This window comes from Pseudomonas lini (assembly GCF_001042905.1).
Classification (GTDB): domain Bacteria; phylum Pseudomonadota; class Gammaproteobacteria; order Pseudomonadales; family Pseudomonadaceae; genus Aquipseudomonas; species Aquipseudomonas lini.
The window spans coordinates 31,575-53,359 of sequence record NZ_JYLB01000006.1; the positions used below are offsets into that span (position 1 = coordinate 31,575).

A 21,785-nucleotide genomic window follows, 5' to 3' on the forward strand; every position below is an offset into this window, starting at 1 on the left:
GCCCCCCATGTCCTGGAACAATCGTGTGGTCTGGTCGGAAGGCATGTTCATTGGAACGCAGCACTTTCAGCAGCATGACCGTTACCTGGAGAACCTCATCGACGCCCGGAGCCGCCCGTTGTCGGCCGGCGCCTGGGGTTTCTCCGAATTGCTGATCGACCAGGGCCTGCTGGCCCAGGGCAAACTGGCGATTATCTCGGCGCGGGGCCTGTTGCCGGACGGCACGCCATTCAACATTCCCCAGGATGACCTGGCGCCGAGCCCGCTGAATGTCGATGACAACCTGCGCGATGGTTTGGTGTACCTGGCCTTGCCGCTCAAGCGCGCCGGTGCGCGAGATACCGTTGACGAAGGCGAAGCCTTGGGCGCTGCGCGCTACGTGAGCCAGGTGCGCGAAGTCCGGGACGACAACGCGCCGTTCGAAAACCAGGCCCCGGTGGCAGTGGGTTCGAGGGCGCTGCGATTATTGGTAGCCCGGGATGGCATCAGCGACTACGCCGCCATCGGCCTGGTACGAATCAAGGAGAAACGCGCCGACCGAGCCCTGGTGCTCGACGACACCTACATCCCGCCGCTGCTGGATGTGGTCGCCTCCAACCCCCTGGCCGCGTTTCGCAGCGAACTGCTGGGCTTGCTGCATCAGCGCGGCGAAGCCCTCGCCGGGCGGGTGGTGGCGTCCGGTGCCGGCGGTGCCTCGGAGATTGCCGATTTCATGCTGCTGCAACTGGTCAACCGTGCCCAGCCGCTGATCCAGCACTTGAGCCAGTTGAGCCCATTGCACCCCGAGCGGTTCTACAGCGAGCTGGTGAGTCTGGCCGGCGAGTTCTCGACCTTTACCGCTTCCGGGCGACGGCCCCAGGAATACCCGCAGTACCAGCACGATGACTTGGCGCCGAGTTTCGCGCCGGTGATGCAAGCCCTGCGTGAGGCGCTGTCGATGCTGATCGACAGCAAGGCCACACCGATTCCGATCGTCGAAAAAGCCTATGGCGTCCATGTGGCGATGCTGGCCGACAAGGCCCTGCTCGACAGCGCCAGCTTCATCCTGGTGGTGCGCGCCGACGTACCCGCCGAAACCCTGCGCAGCCACTTTGGCCAACAGAGCAAGGTCGGCTCGGTGGAGCACATCCGCAACCTGGTCAACCTGCAATTACCGGGCATTGGCCTGCTGCCGCTGCCGGTGGCGCCACGGCAGATCCCGTATCACGTCGGCTCCACCTATTACGAACTGGACCGGGGCAGCGAGCATTGGCAGCAACTGGCCAACTCCGGCGGTTTTGCGTTCTACATCGCGGGGCAATTCCCGGGGCTGAACCTGGCTTTCTGGGCGATCCGAGGATAAACCGCAATGAGCAACGACGATCGTACCCAATTCATGCCGACACCCGGTGGCCGTGGCGCCGAGCCCGCCCGTCCGGATGCTGGTCGTGCCCAGGCCGCGCCGCTTTCGATGCCGGCCGCGCCGCTTTTGATCGGCAACGCCGAAGGTCTCAACCCCCTGGAGAGCGCCGCTGGCCCGTTGCTGGCGTTGCTGACCCGCTTGCGCAACACCATTGCCCACCCGGCGCCGGCGAGCCTGCGGGCGCAATTACTGGCCTACCTGCGCCAGTTCGAGGAGCGCGCCGAGGCTGCCGGCGTGGTGCGCAACGATGTGTTGCTGGCCCGCTACGCCTTGTGCACCGCTCTGGATGAAGCGGTGTTGAGTACGCCGTGGGGTGGTGCCAGCGACTGGGGCAAACAGAGCCTACTGATCACCGTGCACAACGAAGCCTGGGGCGGCGAGAAGGTGTTCCAGCTCCTGGAGCATTGCCTGCAAAGCCCCCGCGAACGTTTGTATCTGCTGGAGCTGTTGTACCTGTGCATGTGCCTGGGTTTCGAAGGGCGTTATCGGGTCATGAACGACGGCCGCAGCCAACTGGAAGCCTTGCGTGAACGCACCAGTGCGGTCATCCGCAGCGCCCGTGGCGATTATGAGCGTGAACTGTCGCCGCATTGGCGCGGCGTCACCGTGGCTCGCGACCGGCTGGCGCAATTCATGCCGCCATGGATTGCCGTGGCCATCGGCGTGGCGTTGCTGCTGGCACTGCTGTTCGGCCTGCGCTTGAAACTGGCCGCCGATGCCGAGCCGGTGTTTAAAAATATCCATGCGCTGGGCGAGATCCCGGTGCAGGCCATCGACCGTCCGGTGGTGCAACCGAAACTGATCGAGCGTCCCCGCCTGGCGGGCTTCCTTGCCGATGAAATCAAGGCGGGCCGGATAGCGGTGGAAGACGCCGTTGACCGTTCAGTGGTGACCATCCGTGGCGATGAGCTGTTCGCCTCGGGCAGCGCCAGCATCATCGACGATTTCCAGCCGCTGATGCTGCGCATCGCCGATGCCGTTCGTAAGGTCAAGGGCCAGGTCCGGGTGACCGGCCACAGTGACAATCGCCCGATTGCCACCTTGCGGTTTCCATCGAATTGGGCCTTGTCCGAGGCGCGGGCCAATTCGGTGCTGCAAATCCTTTCGGCCAAAACCGGCCAGCCCGAACGCTTCAGCGCCGAAGGTCGCAGCGACACCGAACCGCTGGCCTCGAACGCTACAACAGAGGGCCGCGCACGCAATCGTCGGGTCGAAATCACAGTGTTGGCGGAGGGGGTCGAGTGAAGGCGTTTTTCAGTTTTATCATCCGCTGGGTCATTCCGTTGCTGGGGCTGATCGCCCTGAGCCTGATCATCTGGTTTGTCGGGCCGCTGCTTGAATTCCTGGTGCCCGAAGGCCGGCGCTGGGCGCTGATCCTTCTGGTGTTCGCGGTGTGGATCGCCTATCGGGTGTTTCGCATCATCCAGGCTCGCCGTCAGGCCGCCGAAGTGATGCGCAGCCTGGCGGCGCAAACCCCGCCGGACCCGACCAGCATCGCCACCGCCGAAGAACTCGAAACCTTGCGCCAACGCATGGACGAGGCCTTGGCGCTGTTGAAGAAAGCCAAGCTGGGTGGTGACGAGCGACGTAACCTGTACGAACTCCCGTGGTACGTGATCATCGGCCCGCCGGGTTCGGGAAAGACCACGGCGCTGGTCAATTCCGGGCTGCATTTTCCGTTGGCGGCGCAGTTGGGCGCCGGGGCGGTACGCGGCGTCGGTGGCACGCGCAATTGCGATTGGTGGTTTACCGATCAGGCCGTGCTGCTCGATACCGCCGGGCGCTACACCACCCAGGACAGCGACGCGACGGTCGATAAAGCCGCGTGGCTGGGTTTTCTCGGCCTGTTGAAAAAACAGCGGGCCCGGCGTCCGATCGACGGCGCGTTTATCGCCATCAGCCTCTCCGACCTGCTGCTGGGCAGCGACACCGAGCGCGCTGCCCATGCCGCCGCGATCCGTCTGCGTATCCAGGAGCTGTACACGCAACTCGGCGTGCGCTTTCCGATCTACCTGATGCTGACCAAGCTCGATCTGGTGCCTGGGTTCATGGAGTATTTCGATACCCTGAGCAAGGAAGAACGGGCTCAGGTCTGGGGTATGACCTTTGCCCTGGACGACGGCAAAAACAATGACAGTCCACTGGCCCATCTGCAAAGCGAATTCACCGGCCTGGAACAGCGCCTCAACGATCGTTTGGTGGAGCGTTTGCAACAGGAACGCGACCCGGCGCGGCGCGATCTGATCTACGGCTTCCCGCAACAGTTCGGCGCGTTGAAGGATTGCCTGCAAAGCTTCCTTGAGGGCGTGTTCAAACCCAACGCCTTCGAAGAGCGAGTGCTGTTGCGCGGGGTGTATTTCACCAGCGGCACTCAGGAAGGTAGCCCGATTGACCGGCTGATCGGCTCCATGGCCCAGAGCATGAACCTGGACCGCCAGCACCTGGCACGCCAGAACGGTACCGGGCGCAGTTACTTCATCGAAAGACTCTTCAGCGCCGTGGCCTTTGCCGAGCGTGGACTGGTGGGGGTCAACCCGAAAGTCGAACGTCGGCGCAAGTGGATTGCCCGGGGCGTGCTGGCCTCGACCGTGGCCCTGGTGCTGGTGGTCGGGACCTTGTGGTGGGTCAGCTACCGCGCCAACCAGGCGTACATCGCGCAAGTCGATCAGAAAGTCGCGCCCCTGGGCCAGGCCGTGCAGAACCTCAGCCCGGCGCAACGGGACGTGCTCGCGGTGTTGCCCTTGCTCAACGCGGTAAAGCACTTGGCCGACGACGCGCCGAGCTGGGCCGAAGGCCTGGGCCTGTATCAGGGCAACATGCTTGAAGCCGAGTCTGGCAGCGTCTATCGCAAGCTGCTGATCGCGGTCTTCGCGCCACGCTTGCTCACGCGCATCGAAGAGCAACTGCACGGCGGCGGCAATTCGGATTTCCTTTACGAAGGCTTGAAGGCCTACCTGATGCTCGCCGACAGCGAGCATTACGATGCCGATTTCATCAAGGCGTGGATCGCCCTGGACTGGGATCGCAGCCTGCCGCGCGACTTGCCGGCCGAGCAGCGTCTGGCTCTGGAGGAGCACTTGCAGGCACTGTTCGAGCGTCATCCGCCCACCGCACGTCTGGACCCTCGCCTGATCGACGACCTGCGCCGGCAGTTGCAGCAGCTGCCGGTAGCCCAGCGCGTCTATGACCGGATCAAGCGGCAGAAACTGCCGGAAGGCATCCCGGACTTTCGTCTCAACGAAGCGGCCGGGCGCGATGCCGCGCTGGTGTTCAGCCGCAAGAGCGGCAAGCCACTGGGCGAACCCTTGAGCGGTTTCTTCACGGCCAAGGGTTACCGCCAAGGGTTTTTGCTTACCAGCCTGAACCAGACCGGCACCCTGGCCGAGGAGCAGTGGGTGCTCGGTCGCGACCAGGCAGAACAACAGAACGTCGTCAGCCTGGCCGCCGACGTGCGCCGCCTGTATTTCCAGGATTACCAACGCCAGTGGGATGCCTTGCTGGCTGATATCGACTTCGTGCCGATCACCAGCGTGGCCCAGGCCGCCGATGTGTTGCGGGTGATTTCTGGCCCGACTTCGCCGTTGAAAAAACTGCTGGTAGCGGTGGCGAAGGAAACCGACCTGCAACAGGAAGAACGCCTGCTGGCCGCCAAGGGCGCACCGGTGGAGGGCGGGGTCGACAAGCTCAAGGAGCGTCTGGGCAGCTTGCTCGGCCAAGAGCAGGCGACACAAAACACGCCGGATGCCAGTGAAGATCCAATCACCGCGCATTTTGCCGGACTCAACAGCATCGTCAGCAAAAGCGAAGGCGAGCCGGCGGCCATCGATGGTCTGCTGGCCGACATGAACGCCCTGTATGTGCAGGTCAGTGCCATGGTCGGCGCCAGCGGCGACGCCTTGCTCGGCGAAGCCAAGAACCAGGCCGCAGCGGCCGCGACACGGGTCAGCCTCAACGCCGAGCGTCAGCCGCCACTGGTGCAGGGCCTGGTCAAGTCGGTGGTCAACTCCACCACCAACAGCATGATGGGCGGAGTACGCAATCAACTGAACGCGGCCTGGACCAGCGAAGTGGTGAACATCTATCGCCAGTCCCTGGCCGGGCGTTATCCGATGTCGCCGGGCAGTGCGCGGGACGCGACCCTGGACGACTTCGGCCAGTTCTTCGGCGTGGGCGGGGTGATGGACAACTACTTCCGCAAATACCTGCAGCCGTACGTGGATACCTCGACCCAGGCCTGGCGCTGGCAACCGGGCGCCGCACAGAAGCTCGGCATCGCCCCGGGCGTGCTGCAAACCTTCCAGCGGGCAGCGACTATCCGGGATGCGTTTTTCCGTTCCGGCGGCACCCAGCCGATGGTGCGCTTCGAACTCAAGCCAGTGGCGATGGACGCCACCATTACCCAGTTTTTGCTCGACCTCGACGGCCAGCAATTGAGCTACGACCACGGCCCGAGCCGCCCCACCTCCATGCAATGGCCCAACCCCGGCAGCATCGGCGTGGTGCGGATCTCGATCATGCCGCCGTCATCCAGCGGTCGTTCCGGCATCACGTTGGACGGGCCTTGGGCCTGGTTCCGCCTGCTGGAGCAATCGGACCTGACCGCCGGCAACTCGCCGGATCGCTTCAACCTGCGGCTGCGGGTCGACGGCGCCAGCGTCTCTTATGAGCTGAGGGCCAACAGCGCCTTCAACCCGTTCAAGAGCCGTGTGCTCAGCGGGTTCAGCCTGCCGGAGCGTTTATGAGCACGCCGGGCTTCTATGGAAAGCTGGCCAGTCGCGGGGACTTTGTCAGCCGTGGCTTGCCGCAGAGTTTTATCGGCCCCTGGGATTCGTGGCTGGCGGCGGGCCTGCTCGCCAGCCAGAGCCTTGGGGACCGTTGGCTGGATGCCTATCTGGTCAGTCCGCTGTGGCGTTTTATGCTCGGGCCCGGTGTGTGTGGGCCGCAGGCCGCCGTTGGGGTGGTGATGCCGAGCATCGATCGGGTTGGCCGGTATTTTCCGCTGACCGTCGCGGTGCTGCTGGACCACGACGCTGATCCAGCGTCGGTGGTGGGCGGCTCGGATGTCTGGTTTGAGCACGTTGAGCAATTGCTGTTGAGCACGTTGAGCGTGGAGGCGAGCTTCGAAGCCTTCGGTGCAGGACTGGAGACGCTGGGCAGCCCGGCGTACCTGCCACGTGCTCCAAGCAGCCGCTTTGCCGGCCTGCATCGCTTTGATGCCACCGACCCGAAGGCGCGAATGAGCGCGCTTGCCGAACTGGCCTGCGAAGGCGCAAGCCTGTGGTGGGGCCAGGGTTCACAGCGTATCGCCCCTGCTTTATTGCGGTGCCAGGGCTTGCCGGCCGCCGCTGATTTTGCGCAATTTTTGCTCGGCCAAGAAGGTGTTGTGTAGATGTCTCCAAGCGTTGGAAAGACGTTCAAGTCTGCAAGCAAGAGCCATGTCGGTATGGTCCGCCAGGTTAACGAAGATGCTTGCCTGGACCGGCCGGAAAACGGTCTGTGGGTGGTCGCCGATGGCATGGGCGGGCACGCGGCGGGCGACTACGTCAGCAGTCTGATCGTCGACAGTTTGCGTAGCATTGCCGTGGGCCGCTCGCTGGATGAATACGTCGCGGCGCTGAAAACCGACCTGCTGCGGGTCAACGCCGCCGTGCGTGAAGAAACCGCCAACCGCGGCGTGACCATGATGGGCAGCACTGTGGTGGTGCTGGCGGCGCGCGGCTTGCGCGGGGTGTGCCTGTGGGCGGGTGACAGCCGCTTGTATCGCCTGCGTGACGGCCTGCTCGAAGGCATCTCGCGGGACCACAGTTACGTTCAGGATCTACAGGACAGCGGCCTGCTCAGCGAAGCTGAAGCCCGGGTGCATCCACGGGCCAATATTGTCACCCGCGCCATCGGGGTCGAGGCGCAACTGAAACTGGCGATAGTCGATCTGTTGTTGATGCCCGGCGACAGTTACCTGTTGTGCAGCGACGGGCTGACCAAAACGGTTGAAGACCATGAGATCCGCGAGGTGCTGAGTCACGATGAGCCCGGGGAAATCACCAGCAGCCTGGTGTCCCTGGGCCTGATGCGCGGCGCTCCGGACAACATCACCGTCATCGTCGTGAAGGTGCCGTCATGAATTCCGCCTTGCACATTCTGATCCCCGGCTATGACATTGACGGCGAGATTGGCGAAGGCGCCATGGCCAGCGTTTACCTGGCGACCCAGCGCTCGCTGGAGCGCAAGGTGGCGCTGAAGGTCATGGCTGCCGCACTGGCGGCGGACCCGAGTTTCTGTGAGCGTTTCCTGCGCGAAGGTAAAACCCTGGCGCGCCTGTCTCACCCGCATACGGTCACCATCCATGACATCGGCCATGTCGGTGAGCTGTATTACATGGCCATGGAATTCCTGCCCAACGGCACGCTCAAGGAGCGCATCGCCGCCGGCCTGACGCCGGAACAGGGCCTGATCTACATCCGCCAGATCGCCTCGGCCCTGGGCTATGCCCATGGGCTGGGGCTGGTTCATCGCGACGTCAAACCGGCGAACATTCTGTTCCGTGCCGATGGCACGGCGGTGCTCTCAGACTTCGGCATCGCCAAGTCCATGGATGACCGCACCCAGTTCACCCAGGCCGGTTTCGCCGTCGGTACTCCCAGCTACATGAGCCCGGAACAGGCGCGCGGCCAGGATATTGATGGTCGGGCCGATCTTTATGCCCTGGGCGTGGTGCTCTACGAAATCCTCGTCGGCAAACTGCCGTATACCGGCAATGACGCACTCTCCACGGCCTTGGCGCATCTGACAGAACCGTTGCCGGAGCTGCCAGTGCACCACGGTCGCTATCAAGAAGTGCTGCGCAAGCTGTTGGCCAAGGATCCGGCCGACCGTTTCCCGGATGCAGCGGCGTTGTTGCAGGCGCTGGATAATCTGCCTCGGGAATCGGTTGAAGCGACCACCATCCGGCCATTACCCATTCCGGTATCGCCGATTGCGGTGAGCAATGACCTGGCGGGACTGACGCCAGTGTCCATCGATATACCGACCGGCCCCGCGCAGCCACAACCTCGGCCCAACCTTGTTCCGCCGACTGTGAAGCCGACGCCGTCGTCCACGGTCTCGGAACAGCGAAAGGGGCCGGTGTTGGCACTCGCCGCCATCGCGGTGGCCGTGGCGCTGGCCTTGGGCGGCGCGGGTTATTGGTGGCTGTCCGGTGACGTCGAAGCCGACGCCAAGGTGCCGGTGGTTTCAGCACCGCCGGCCAGTGCGCCGCCGACCGTGGCGCCACCCGTGCCCCCTCCCGTAGCCACGGAGGTCGATGGCGGTCAGCGTCCGCTGCTGATGGCCGGCAAAAAAACCTTGTTCCAGCGAGTACTCAGCAAGCCGGGGGCGAAACTCGCCAGCGACCCGGGGGCCACACCCGACAAGGCCTTGCCGGCGTTCTCGGTGCTTTACGTCTATCAGCGCCAAGAGGTTGATGGCAGCCCTTGGCTGCGTGTCGGCGCCGCCACCGACGGGCGCAGTGAGGGCTGGTTGCCGGCCGCGCAAGTCAGCGACTGGAAGCAGAGCCTGGTACTTAAGTTCACCGAACGCTCCGGCCGTGCGCCGGTGATGTTCTTGCGTCAGCCCGGCGACGTGGAGAGGTTATTGGCCGATCCGTCGGCGGCAAAAAACCTGCTGCTCAAGGCCCAGCAGAATCGCGAAGACAACCAGCAGGTACTGGCCCTGGAACCGGCCGCCAGTGCGGTGCCGCAGAATCAGTTTTATCTGTTGCCGATTTTCGATTCGCGCGAGAGCTTCGATGAGAACGGCCAGTCGGTGCAGTTGCTGAACGTGGCGTCCATCGACCCCGGTGATGCTCCGAAGGCCGCTGCCAACAACACGCCAATCACTACCGCTAACGCCGACGCGTTCCGCACCGCCGTGGTGTTGGTCGTTGACACCACCGTGTCCATGCAGCCCTACATCGATCAGGTCCGCGACGTCGTACACCAACTGCAAACCCGCATCGCCGAGCGGGGCGAGCTGGACAGTGTCAGCTTCGGCCTGGTGGGGTTTCGCAGCAGCACCCAGAAAACCCCGGGCCTGGAATACGTCGCCAAAACCTTGATCACCCTGGACCAGGGCCGCGACCCGCAGCGCTTCATGGACCTGGCGCGGCAGGTCAAGGCGTCCACGGTCTCTAGCCATTCGTTCAACGAAGATGCGTTTGCCGGTGTGATGGAAGCGGTCGAGGGCATGGACTGGTCCGGCTATGGCGGGCGCTTGATTCTGTTGGTCACCGATGCCGGTGCCTTGCGCAAGAACGACCCGTATGCCGCCACGCAAATGAACGAGGCCGAAGTGCGTCAAGCCGCGCTGGGCAAGCAGATCAAGATCTACGCCTTGCACCTGCTCAGCGATGCCGGCAAGAAAACCCATGGCGGTGCGCAAAGCCAGTATCGCACCCTGACCGCCGACGCCAACCCGCAGATCGGCGATCTGTACATTCCGGTGCCGGGCGCCGATGTGCGCAAGTTCGGTGAGCGGGTGGACGAGATCGGTTCGGTGTTTGCCGACCTGGTGCATCAGGTGCGTGGCAACAAGCCGCAAACCGTGCCGCTGCTGAGCGCCGCGCCGAGCCTGAGCGACAAATCGGCGGCCGTCGGCTACGCGATGCACATGGATTTCCTGGGGCGCAAAGCCGCCAGCCAGGCGCCGCAACTGGTCAGCGCCTGGACCGCCGACCGCGACCTGACCAACCCGGCGCTGCCTGCGTTCCAGGTGTGCGTGATGCTGACCAAGTTACAGCTCAACGACTTGCAGCAATCGTTGAAACTGATCGTCGATGCGGCCCGCAAGACCCAGACCTCGCCGAAGAATTTCTTTCAGGAAATCGCCAGCGCCAGTGCCTACATGAGCCGCGATCCCTCGGCCTTGCGCAAGGGTGGCAACCTGGCCGATGGCGGGGTTCTGGGTGAATACCTGGAAGGGCTGCCATACCGCAGCAAGTCGCTGAACATGACCCAGGATTTGTGGCTTTCGTTGAGCGTGGCCGAGCAGGAGGACTTTATCGACGAGCTGGATTCGAAAATTCGCCTTTACGAAACCTTCCACAACGATCTGGCCAACTGGGTGCGTTTCGGTGATGCCGAACCGGGTGATGCCTTGTACCGCGTTCCGTTGTCGACGCTGCCGTAATGCTGAACATGAACGCAGTGCACAAAAACCGGGGCGTCGGCAGCCAGCGTTACAGCCTGGTGATTCCACGGCTGCAACTGCACGCTGGTGAACAATTGGCGGTGGTCGGTCCCAGTGGTTGTGGCAAAAGTACGTTGCTCGATTTGCTGGCGCTGGTGCTGGCTCCGGATCAGGCCGGGCAGTTTGATTTTGCGCCGGTCCAAACCAGGACGGACATTACCGGGTTGTGGCGCGCAGATGCGCAAAGTGCCTTGGCGGACCTGCGCCGCCGGCACTTGGGCTACGTGCTGCAAACCGGTGGTCTGCTGGATTTTCTCGACGTGCGCGGCAACATTGACCTGTCGCGCAAACTGCTCGGCTTGAAAGACGACGGCAGCGTGGATCGCCTGGCCGGGGTGTTGGATATCGCCGATCAACTGGGCAAAAAGCCGGGTGACTTGTCCGTCGGCCAACGGCAACGGGTGAGTTGCGCCCGCGCCCTGGCCCATGGGCCGCGTTTGCTGTTGGCCGATGAACCGACCGCCGCCCTCGATCCGCTGAACGCGGAACGAGTGATGCAGTTACTGGTGACCCAGGCCCGCGAACAGGGCGTGTGCTGCGTCGTCGCTACCCACGATGAATCACTGGCCCGCGCCAGCGGTTTGCAGGTGCGGCGTATCAGTTGTCATCGCGACGTCGATGGCGGTGTCACCGCCATCCTCGGGGAGGCTTGCTGATGCGCAGCGCGCTGGTGGCTTCCCTGGCCTGGCAGGATTACCGCAACGATGCGTGGCTGTCGGCCTGTTCGGTACTGGCGCTGGTGGCGGTGGTCGCACCGCTGCTGGTGCTGTTCGGCTTGAAATTCGGCCTGGTCAGCAGTTTGACCGAGCGCTTGGAAAACGACCCGGCCACCCGGGAAATCATTCCCTTGGGGGGCGGCCGGTTCAGTGCCGCGTTTATCGAACAATTGAGCCGGCGCGGCGACGTGGCTTTCGCCTTGCCGCGTACCCGGCAGATTGCCGCGACGGCGGATCTGACCGCTGGCGCTTCGACGGTGACCGTCGAAATGATCCCCACCGCCGTCAACGACCCGTTGCTCGGCAGTCTACCGGTGCCCCAAGGGCTGGATCAGGTACTGCTCAGCCAGACCGCCGCCGAAAAACTCGGGGCCAAGGCCGGTGATTGGCTGGAGGCCAGTTTCGGCCGGCAGGTGGCCGGTCGTGGCGAGGCGCAGCGCACTCGCGTCCAGGTGTCGCACGTTCTGCCGCTGGAAGCCTTCGCCCGGGACGGACTGTTCGCGTCATTGACGTTGCTGGAAGCGGCTGAAGATTACCGAGACGGTCGCGCCGTGCCAGCGTTCGGTTGGCCAGGTGATGTGGTGGGCGTGACGGAGCAGCGGGTGTATCCGGCGTTTCGCCTGTACGCCCGCAGCCTCAAGGATGTCGAGCCGCTGCGTCAGTACTTCGCAGCACAGAATCTGCTGGTCTCGACTCAGGCCCAGACCATCGCCCAGGTGCAATCGCTGAGCCGCAACCTGTCGATCGTGTTCTGGATCATCGCCGGATTGGCCTTGGCGGGAGCGTTCGCGGCGATTTTTGCCGGCGCGCTGGCGGCGGTCGAGCGCAAGCGCCGAGAGTTGTCGGTGTTGCGCCTGCTGGGGTTTTCCACGGCGGCGTTGCTGTTATTTGTGGTGGTGCAGGCGCTGTACAGCGCCGGCCTTGCCGCCCTGTTGAGTGCCGGGCTGTATGGCCTGGCGCAATCGGGTTTAAACCATTTATTTGCGCAGATGCCGGGCGAGTACGCCAGCCATCTGCTGGCGCGTCACTACGCGTTGGCCCTGGCGGCAGTGCTCGGCGTCAGCGCCGTGGCGGCAGTCTGTGGTGGCTGGCGAGTGGCGCGTATCCAGGCGTGTGAAGGAATCCGAGATGTATAAGTTATTGGGCGCCGCCGTGGCGCTGAGCCTGGCCAGCTTGGTCTTGGCCGATGAAAGCACCGACAAACTGGACAACCCCAAGCCGTTGCCCGATGACGTCAGCCTGCCGCTGCCGTGCGAAGGGCAGATGGTGTTCCGTTACGTCTACATCCTGGCGCAGGGCACTCTGGACGACCGCGAGATCAGCCTCGGCTATCCATTCAGCGAGGGTGAGGCCGGTTATCAACAGTCGTTCATTTCCGGTTACCGTCGGGACTTTATCAACGGCCAGTTCACCCTCAAGGATCTGCCCAAGGATTGGGGCAAGACCATCACGCCGTTGATGCCCAAGACGGACGCCAAGACCCCGCTCAAACCGATGCTCTATTTCATCGGCAAATACGAAGTCACCGCCCGCCAATACGCCCAGGTCATGGCCCAGGCGCAATCGTTGGCCAGCGGCGAGCCAGCGCCTGCCTGCGAGGCATTGCAAGCCGAGGCGCCGCAAGGCATGGCCGGGCGTTTGCCCAAGGTGAAGTTGTCGCGATTCGAGGCCGAGCGCTTCTCGGCGGTGTATAGCGCCTGGCTGATGAAATACCACAAGGACCTGCTGCCGGTGAGCGGTCGAGGTACCTCGGCGGAAGAGGGCGGGCTGGGTTTTGTGCGCTTGCCGACCGAGGTCGAATGGGAATTTGCCGCCCGTGGCGGGCAGGCCATTAGCCGTCAGGACCTGGAAGGGCGTCTGTTTCCCCGTCGTCTGGAAGGCAGCGAAAGTGACGGGCCACTGGCGGACTGGGCAGTCTTCAATCAGGTCGCCGGTGGCACCGGCCAGGCCGCGCGTCTGATGCCGGTCGGTACCAAACTGCCAAACCCCATCGGCCTGTTCGACGTGATCGGCAACGCCGCCGAAATGGTCCAGGAGTCCTTCCAACTCGTGCACGCCGGACGCCGCCAAGGCACCTACGGCGGCTTCGTGGTCAAGGGCGGCAACTACCTGGAAGGCGAGGGCACCTTGTTCACCGGGATGCGTCGCGAGTACCCGCTGTTCGCCGCCGACGGCACCGAGCAAAACAACGAAACCACCGGCTTCCGGGTCGCGATTGGCGCGTTGTCGGCACCGCGTTCGCGCTACAAGGAACTGTTTGCCCAATGGCAGAAAGAAGGTCGGCTGGCTTCGTTGACCGATGCCATCGACGACGCCCAGGACCCGACCAAACGCCTGGACAGCATCATTGCTGCCAGCGTCGACCCGCGCCTGCAAGCCGAGTTGGGGCTGGTCAACGAAGAGCTCAAGCGCAACGTCTCGCTCATCGCCCAGCAGCGCGAGGAAGCGGCCGGCAACCTGATCCAGTCGGCGGCCCTGGTGGCCGAGACCGTCAACAACTACAACATTCGCCTGACCAATTTGCAGAAGAGTCGCCAGCAGGCCGTGGACGCCAAGGACGAGGCCAGCGCCAGGCTGTTCGCCACCGCCATCGACAATGGCCGCAGCGCGCTGGATGGCGCGGTGGCGATCTACATCGACAACCTCGCGACCGGCACGCGCTACACCGATGCCGTGATCCAGGCGCAGTTTCAACGCATCAAGGAAGAGTTGGAGCGCAAGCCGGTACTGGGCAAGAGCCTGGTAACGCGCGCCACGTTATTCGTTCGTCATGTCGGTGATTATCGTCAGCAACGGCGAGCCGACCCGGCGGCGATATTGAAGGAATTGCTCGCATCGAACGCCCAGCGGTCTTGATCGTTCGTTGTACAGCGAGCTTGGAAGGGACTCAGGCGGCGGTGGGCCGTGCTGAGCTGGTCAAACTTAAAAGAGAACACAACTATGCTTTCCTCCCGTAAACCTTTTGCTTCGCTTTCCAAGCGTCACTTGCTGCTGATGGCCGTCGGCTTCAGCACCGTACTGACCGGTTGCGCCACGTCGCCGACCTCCAAGGTCGCCTCGAGCACCAAGGTCGAGTACTACCCAAACTGCTATGAGCCGGTGCAGCACCTGCGTGCCACTGACTCGAACATGACCAAGTCGGTCGTCACCGGCGCGGCCGTCGGCGCTGTCGGCGGTGCACTGCTGGGTGCCTTGGTCGATTCCGAGAACCGTGGCCGCAACGCCGCCATCGGTGCCGCGGGCGGTGCCCTGGCCGGTGGCGCGACCGGTTACTACACCGAGCGCCAGAAGCAGATCGCCGACGACAACCAGCGCATCGCGTCCTACGCCTCCGACGTCAACAAAAGCACCGCCGACATCGACCGCAGCACCGCGTACGCCAAGACTTCGCAGCAGTGCTACCAGAACGCGTTCACCAAACTGGTCGCCGACCGCAAGGCCAAGACCGTCAACGACACCGAAGGCCGCAAGCGCCTGGCTGAAATCGTCGCGGGCCTCAAAGAGTCCAACGACCTGATCGTCGCGGTTAACGGTAAAGCCAGCGAAGACCTGAACAACTACACCCAGGCCTACGAAAAAGACCTGCAGCAAGTAGGTGTGCAGCGCACTGACGTGGTCACTGTGGCAACCGCCGACACCACGCCGGTCGTGGCGCCAACCAAGAGCAAAAAAGCAGTGAAACCGGCGAAAAAACCGGTGCTGCCAACCGTGCCGAAAGAAGCGGTCACCACCGAGAAAACCCTGCAGACCGCACAAGCCAAACAGGCGGAAAGCAAGCAAGTTGCCAGCGCCGGCAACACTCAGGTCAACAGCATGTGCAAGAACCCGGACCTGGGCGACTGGGCACCGGTGCCTTGCCCGAATGCTTGATTGAGTTTCTGTAGGCCTTTGATCATTCCCACGCTCTGCGTGGGAGTGATCTGTACTGGCTATGCCTTGGCGCTATGCGCCGCCATCTCCTGCACTGGCAAATGATCCAGCGCTCGTTTCACCAGCAAAGCTACACAATCGAATCAATATCCAGATGAAATGGCAGGCCGACGGCATGCCCTCCGGTCATTGCCGCAATGGCTGCATCGTGGTCTTCGGCCACTGGTGGAATCATCGCCAACTGTTCCTGAACGATGTTTTCCGGATGGGCTTTCCAGCGCAGCAGATTTTCCTGTACCCACTCGGGCTGGTCGGCGTAGCTGCCATAAACGTCAGCCTCGGTGACTTGCTGGCTGTGCAGCGCAACGAGTCGAGCCTGGGTCATCTGGATCTTTTCCTTTTCCTCCTTCAGAGCCCGCTTCTTTTGGTCGTCTTGATGGTAATTGGCATGCGCGGTAGGATTCCTGTCGATTTGCCTCTCGAGGTCGGTCAATTGTCTGCTGATGTTTTCCAAACCGTTTTTGATCCAGTCGAACTCCCTCAGGGTCACCAGTGAGCGCTTGAGCTCCTGGGCCTCCTGCCAACGCCGCAGGCTGGCCCAGCAACCGGGGATGTAGCTGCCGACCATCGAGTGATCCGCAGCTTGCATCACTTGCTCTAGGAGTGAACCGCGCTGGGGCAGGCCATCGATCTGCTGTAACGCCTCTGCGCAGCCATGATCATTGATCGTGCTGCAACCCGGCTCCCACAGAATCGAAGACTTGTGTTCTTTGCCGAATATCACCGGCATGAAGTGGCGCAGCTTGCCGTGGTGACCGTAGGGCTCGCCCCTGAAGTTGATCATGTTCACAACCAGGTATGCCAAGCCAATGACGGGGGTCAATACAATCACCGCCCCGTGTTTGAGATACATCGACTTGGACGGCGTGTTCATCCAGGTGGCGGGCACGCTCGGTACGGGGTCGTTGTGTTTGACGATCCGGTGATGGTTCAGGGGCTGGGCGCTTTCGATGAAAGTTGCGTCGCCGGCGCGGGGTGCGCCGTAGGTGTAGAGCACGATATCCGGCGCATATTGCGGATCGCGTCGCAGCATCTCGGCCAGTAACAGCGCCACCGCTCCACCGAGGCTGTGCCCGGTAATCAGCAGTTTTTGTCCGCTGTAGAATTTTTCCAGGTAGCTCACGACAAACGTGTAGGCGACCTTGGCGGCTCCGTAGAAACCGTTATGGACTTTGCCTTCCCCTTCTTCAAAAGGAACCTGCTGGGCATCCGCATCACGCAGGCCATCGGCCAGCAGCTCATTGGTTCCGCGCACGCTGATTAATATCAATTCGTCGTGATGGGTGATAAATGCCTGCGTGTCCGAGCTTTTGACTTGTTTGCGATCATCGAGAAAGTGCAGTTTGGCTGGGTGCTCCTGCTCGTCACCCAACTCTGGATTGTTGACCTCGGGGTAGAGCAACGGGTCGAACGGCATAACTTCCAGCCGTTTCGAATAAGGCACCTCTTCATACAGCGGGTAGTACTTTTTCGTCTGCGTGGCATCGACTTTCCACAACTCATCAAACTGTGGCAGGGCATGGCCGAACCAGTTACCGCTGCTGGGCTGCAAGGGAAAACTCACACAGTCCGTTCTGACGGGTTGTGTATCCGGCTCCTGACCAAAGTCGGTGTAACTCAGGGTCGACATCAAGGCCAGTTGATAGAGATTGAGCGCGCAAAATTCGCTGCCGGTCGACAGCATTGGGCGTAGCGCCCTCATTGGGCGCACTTCCATCACATGATGCTTGTTCGGCAGCAGGGCAATGCCCTTTGGTTTGGGCGGTGGCGGGAAAAACCCCAATTCGACTGTGGCCATGTCCATCTGACTGAAGACCGCACCTATACCTCCATCCGGGATGTTTTTATCGACAATAGTGAACGCTCTGGTTTTGGGAGTGGATCGCAGCAGCTTGTGCACCACCATATTGGGTGGATCGCGACGAAAGGCCAGCGGCGGCAAATGCGCCACATGCTTTACCAGTTCACTCACTTCAATCTGGTAATAGGCAGCGGGGGCTGCGAGGTCTTTTGCGGGATTGGCTTGGGTTCGTACGCCTGATTTGTTGAAAAAGCGGGTTTTCTCGGCGCGCACTTGAAGTTCGGTGATGGGGAGGGGGTAGTGTGGTCTTGTTCTTAAATCCTTATAGAGTGCTTCTGCACCTTTAAAGGGCTGGTTAAGTTTGAGCACTACTGGGCCGCAGTAGTGGTTATCCACCTTTCCGGAACCTGTAGCATCCAGTTTTCCGGTGTAGATAGTATCTTCGTAATCGGTGATCTCGAAGGTTAAACCGGCATAGGGTTTGCCATCACCGAATTCGTCCACTAATTGAAAGCTTGTCGAATGACCACGCAGTGGGCAGGCATGGATGTTACCCGTCATGAAGGGGGCGTCACTGGCGGCTAAAGGTTTGAGGCTCATGGGTTCGTGTCCTTGTTTTCCGTGCACCCTGGGTAAATAGTGCAGACTCTTTCGTCCACCATTCTGAAAGTGCTGAAATCTTTGTAATTTCCATTGCAATAGCCACGCTGATCTTCAAAGCCTTTGCCCATACAGCGTTTCCAACCACCAGGAACTTGAACCCAGGTGTCACCCCAGCCGGGTTTTTCTTCATCGGCTAATTTGATTTTCAACCTCACGGTTTTCCCCGATAGCTGAGTCAGTGTGTACGCCGTGAAAGGGCGACTTCGGGCGACATTTCCCTGTACATCCATTTTTTTGCAGGTGAGCAGTTTTATTAGGTAACGCTTGGGGCCGACTGTGCGAAAAGCCCACTGGCATTCGCCAAAGAACTCACCTGCGCCGTCAGCGTTGAAAGTGCCCATGTGCCGCTCCAACAACTCCGGGCGCACGGCAAAGGAGGCGAAGTCGTAGCTGCTGTTACTTCGTCCCGGGCCAAAAATCCCCGTGATTTTGATCTCCACATGGTTTAGCGCAAGCGGGCAGTCGCTCACGGTTCTGTAAAGCGGGATCTCGGAAGTGGCTTCGTAATCCATGTAGATTTTATTGAAGCCAAGCTGAGTATCTTTCCCACCTGGCACCGTGCACGTCTGCCCTTTGGCGGGCACGTAGGTGGCCGTCAGGTCGTACGTGAAGTCAGGAGGGAAATCGGGAACGAAAGTAAAAGTCTCTGGCTTACCAACAACCGAACACCCCAGGATCAGAGACAGACAACCACCGAGGCTCAAGCCTTGAAATACAAACCTCATAGGGGAACATTCCCCTGCCAATACAGCGCTTGCTGATACACGCGCTCAAAATGTGCCGTTGGGGCTTCTTCGGGCTTGGGTAGCCAGGACCGGGGCGGAAGGTAACCCGGCGCGTGCAGGCTCTGGGTCAGCAAAAAATGCACCTGCTCCGGTTGCTGCCATCCCCATAAACGGGCCAATTGAACCTGTCCCCATAACCAGTCATCCACATTCATCTGCTCGGCGAGGGTCGCCAAGGCTTCGGTGTGCTCACGGACGAGGTAGCGGCGAGTGTTATCGAACTGCACGTTCGCGTAGACAATCTCCGGCGTCGGGGTTTTCTGCCACGCCGGTTCGAGCGGTAGTGGGTGTTCCCCGGGGTCAGGGTTGTCAGTGACGGTCCATTGTTCAGCGTGCCAGTAACAGACGCTGGCGATCGGCCCAAGATATTCGGCGCGCTGCTCAAGTTGCAGATAGGTCAGGGCACGCCCCAGTACGCGGTTATCGTGGAAGCGATACACCGCTTGATTCGGCCGCTCACCGACTACCAGCCGGTCGCGCCAGTGAGTGACCAACGCATCAAGGTCAAAGTTGGTGGCGCTCGCCAGCCAGCCCCAATGACGCTCTGGAGTGGCGAGCAGTGCCTGGATCAGTGGATGTTTGACGGTGCCAATATGGAAAAGAACAGGGCCTGTTGGCGCCATTGAGTTGGCTGCCGTACCCACATACAAATTGCGGTACTGATCGGCTCCCAGTTCCTTGGCCAACGCCATGCGCTCGTCGAGCTGATCGTCAGTGTCGAGCATCAGATAGAGATCCCGCCCGGATCGCGATTGCTCGTGTAGCCATTGTTCAAGCGTACTCATGCGACTTCTCCAATGTTGCATTGGCCAGCAAGACAGGCCTCACAAAGCGGGCAGTAGTCCGCCGCCTGCTGGCGGGCGCCGGTGACGATAGACAGTGGGCTGGCGATAACGGGATTCGGATTGCTGGGCACAGCCTGTAGCGCTTGTAGCGGCGGAATACCCGCCAGGGGCGCACCGCCCTCGACAATGGCCACGCTGCTGAAAATCCCGCCGGCGTTGATGACGATGTGATGACCACCTGCCTTGAACGTCAGGCTCATGCCGGCATCGATCACCACGTTGGTAGCGGTGACATGCGCCTGTTGCCCGGCCTGAATCACCAGCGACCCCGCGGACGTCGTGCTGCTATTGCCGCTGATAGTGATCAGCTCATCACCGCCAATCACCGTGCTACGCACACCTTCGGTGGTGTGGAATTCCTCGCCCTTGATCAGGCTGGTGCTGTTGTTGTCCACCTGCTCGAAGCGGTCGTTACTGATCACGCTGTGGCTGTCGTTGAGGATCAGTTGCTCGATGTCGCGTTGGGCGCGCAGGTAGATTTTTTCCTGCCCGGTACGGTCTTCAATCGACAGTTCGTTGTAGCCGCCATTGCGCGGCGAGCTTTGGCTGCGCAGGACAGTTCTGGTCTTGTTCTCGGGCAATTGATGAGCGACGGACGTGACCTTGTTGACCACGCAACCGGTGATCAACGGCTGATCCGGATCGCCCTCCTGAAATGTCACGACCACTTCCATGCCAACGCGTGGGATGGTCACTGCCCCAAAACCTTCGCCCGCCAAACTGGATGCAACCCTTAACCAGCAACTGCTTTTTTCACTGTTGAGTTCTGCCCGATCCCAAGGAAACTCGACACGAACCCTGCCGTACTCATCGCAATAAATTTCTTCTCCGGGAGGTCCTGTGACACGCGCGGTCTGGCAAACCAGCACAGGTTTTCGGGGAGGCATCGGTGGCCGATAAAACACGTCCCAGGGAATCGCGCTGAAGCGGTTGCGGTAGCCCTGGGTAAAGCCGTCCGCAGGTTCGGCAGCGCTGATGACTGATTCTTCAAGCACTTGGGGTTGTTTTCCAGCGTGAGTGACACTGAGCAGCAGCCATAGATCGTTGTACGTTTCGCGTGGGTGTTGCGTCAGGCTGAAAAAATGACCGCTGCGCAGGGTCGACTGGTCGCTTTCGCCTTCGGCCAATTGGTAATCGGTACGGTGCCGTTCCAGGGTCTGCCGGGCGAGCTGTTTACCGCGTTTTTCGCTCTCGAAAAGCAGCGGGTAGCGATAGTCTTCAAGCTCAGGAGTGAACTCGGTTGTGAAGCGGCTTTCCAGCAACAGACTCGGGCGTTGCAGGTCGTAGTGTCGGCGGGTGGTCGTGCTGGGGCGGGTGCTGAAACGCAGGGAGAACTGGCTGACGACCGAATGTTCCGCCACCAGGCCGGAGTCTTGCTGATAAGGGGTTTCGCCCAGCTTGGGGAAGACGGTCTGGTCGTCGGTGAACACCAGCACATGGCCTTCCCGGGAATGCTGGTGGTGCCACGCGATACCATCCTCGGCACACAGCCGCTGGACGAACTCGAAGTCATTTTCCGCGTATTGAGTGCAGTACCCGCGCTCGTGATTCGTTCCGATGCTGAAGGTGAAAGCATCGGCCTGAATGCCATGCCCCTGGAGGACCTGAGCGATAATTTGCGGCACCGTCAGGTGCTGAAAAATCCGTTGGTTGTGGCTGAACTGCAAGTAGTGCAGTGCGGGCACCAGGGTCAGGTGATAACGGGTCAGCCGTTTACCAGCTTCACCTACGCGCACATCTTCGATACGGCCATGAATGCCTTCACCATTGAGGCCGAACTGGAGAAACGCGGGCTGGCTGAGCAAGCTTTCCAGATCGAAATCAGGGTATTCGCTAACCAGCTCGATCTGGATCGAATACAAGGTGCTGATGGCTTCAATGCCTTCAAAGGCCAGTACTTTGAAATCGTTGCGAACCGTTGGGATCAGTAACGTGAAGTGAGCAGCATTGGCCGGGGCGAACATGCGCTTATCCTTTTGCTTTTCCGTGGCTTGTCCTTAAGCCGAAGAGGAGACAAATCGCGGTGCCCAAGCCATGCCCGGCGTGAGCAAACGCAAACTGCCCAGCACGCTAACAAGAGGGAAAAAGAATGAATGTCGGACGCGTCCAGAAAGTACGTCAGAGTTTTCCGCATTTCAGAATGTTGTGTCTGCGATGCGCGAATGGCTTTCGATACTTTTGTAAGAAGTTTGAGGCGAACTGAGTACGTGTTTGGAGGAAGATGGGTGAAATAAAAAGTGCCATCATTTTGATGGCATCTTTTATTTCTTATTGTCAGTTATTGCTACGTCCATGGATGACTGTAACTTTTCGGAAAGCTCCTACATTTTTCATGTTTTATTTTTGTCATGCTGGGTTCCGCTTCAGGGTGTGAATGTTCAGTGATGCTTGGCGGCGTTGATGAACCGCTCGGGTTCAATG

At 61.1% G+C, this 21,785-nt stretch carries 14 protein-coding genes; 10 read left to right on the forward strand and 4 right to left on the reverse strand.

From position 1 onward, the window contains the following. Window positions 1-7: 7 nt before the first annotated feature. The 10 genes from tssK (at window position 8) to tagQ (ending at window position 15,210) form a co-directional block, all read left to right on the forward strand. Window positions 8-1,342 (forward strand): type VI secretion system baseplate subunit TssK, encoded by a 1,335-nt coding sequence (tssK, locus tag TU81_RS18320; RefSeq protein WP_048396231.1) that lies wholly within the window; start codon window positions 8-10, stop codon window positions 1,340-1,342. Window positions 1,343-1,348: 6 nt separating this feature from the next. Then, window positions 1,349-2,647, forward strand: coding sequence for a DotU family type VI secretion system protein (locus TU81_RS18325; protein ID WP_048396232.1), 1,299 nt, complete (start codon window positions 1,349-1,351; stop codon window positions 2,645-2,647). Further along, window positions 2,644-6,144, forward strand: coding sequence for a type VI secretion system membrane subunit TssM (tssM, locus tag TU81_RS18330; RefSeq protein ID WP_048396233.1), 3,501 nt, complete (start codon window positions 2,644-2,646; stop codon window positions 6,142-6,144). The genes TU81_RS18325 and tssM overlap by 4 nt, the downstream gene beginning before the upstream one ends. Next, on the forward strand, window positions 6,141-6,791 hold the full coding sequence (gene tagF / locus TU81_RS18335; protein WP_038980640.1) for a type VI secretion system-associated protein TagF: 651 nt from the start codon (window positions 6,141-6,143) through the stop codon (window positions 6,789-6,791). Before tssM ends, tagF begins: the two co-directional genes overlap by 4 nt. Next, window positions 6,792-7,523: a PP2C family protein-serine/threonine phosphatase gene (locus tag TU81_RS18340; RefSeq protein WP_048396234.1), complete on the forward strand. Its 732-nt coding sequence runs from the start codon at window positions 6,792-6,794 to the stop codon at window positions 7,521-7,523. Beyond that, window positions 7,520-10,564 (forward strand): serine/threonine-protein kinase, encoded by a 3,045-nt coding sequence (locus TU81_RS18345; protein ID WP_048396235.1) that lies wholly within the window; start codon window positions 7,520-7,522, stop codon window positions 10,562-10,564. The genes TU81_RS18340 and TU81_RS18345 overlap by 4 nt, the downstream gene beginning before the upstream one ends. Further along, on the forward strand, window positions 10,564-11,280 hold the full coding sequence (locus tag TU81_RS18350) for an ABC transporter ATP-binding protein (RefSeq protein WP_038980645.1): 717 nt from the start codon (window positions 10,564-10,566) through the stop codon (window positions 11,278-11,280). The genes TU81_RS18345 and TU81_RS18350 overlap by 1 nt, the downstream gene beginning before the upstream one ends. Next, window positions 11,280-12,476 carry an ABC transporter permease gene (locus tag TU81_RS18355; protein WP_048396236.1) on the forward strand — a complete coding sequence of 399 codons (1,197 nt, stop codon included), beginning with the start codon at window positions 11,280-11,282 and terminating at the stop codon, window positions 12,474-12,476. The genes TU81_RS18350 and TU81_RS18355 overlap by 1 nt, the downstream gene beginning before the upstream one ends. Beyond that, window positions 12,469-14,196, forward strand: a complete 1,728-nt coding sequence (locus tag TU81_RS18360) for a formylglycine-generating enzyme family protein (RefSeq protein ID WP_048396237.1) — start codon at window positions 12,469-12,471, stop codon at window positions 14,194-14,196. Before TU81_RS18355 ends, TU81_RS18360 begins: the two co-directional genes overlap by 8 nt. An 84-nt stretch (window positions 14,197-14,280) precedes the next feature. Next, entirely contained in the window at window positions 14,281-15,210 is a 930-nt protein-coding gene (gene tagQ / locus TU81_RS18365) for a type VI secretion system-associated lipoprotein TagQ (protein WP_038980650.1), read from the forward strand. A gap of 130 nt (window positions 15,211-15,340) precedes the next feature. Here the strand turns inward: tagQ and TU81_RS18370 are convergent, their stop codons facing one another. Genes TU81_RS18370 through TU81_RS18385 form a run of 4 tightly spaced genes read right to left on the reverse strand, consistent with a single transcriptional unit; the run spans window position 15,341 to window position 21,328 of the window. Beyond that, a complete protein-coding gene (locus TU81_RS18370) occupies window positions 15,341-17,671 on the reverse strand; it encodes a lipase family protein (protein ID WP_038980652.1) in 2,331 nt (776 codons plus the stop codon). Further along, on the reverse strand, window positions 17,668-18,459 hold the full coding sequence (locus TU81_RS18375; protein WP_038980654.1) for a hypothetical protein: 792 nt from the start codon (window positions 18,457-18,459) through the stop codon (window positions 17,668-17,670). The genes TU81_RS18370 and TU81_RS18375 overlap by 4 nt, the downstream gene beginning before the upstream one ends. Continuing rightward, complete coding sequence (locus tag TU81_RS18380; RefSeq protein ID WP_038980655.1) at window positions 18,456-19,304, reverse strand: DUF4123 domain-containing protein; 849 nt, start codon at window positions 19,302-19,304, stop codon at window positions 18,456-18,458. The genes TU81_RS18375 and TU81_RS18380 overlap by 4 nt, the downstream gene beginning before the upstream one ends. Beyond that, window positions 19,301-21,328 carry a type VI secretion system Vgr family protein gene (locus TU81_RS18385; RefSeq protein ID WP_048396238.1) on the reverse strand — a complete coding sequence of 676 codons (2,028 nt, stop codon included), beginning with the start codon at window positions 21,326-21,328 and terminating at the stop codon, window positions 19,301-19,303. The genes TU81_RS18380 and TU81_RS18385 overlap by 4 nt, the downstream gene beginning before the upstream one ends. Between the last annotated feature and the right edge of the window lie 457 nt (window positions 21,329-21,785).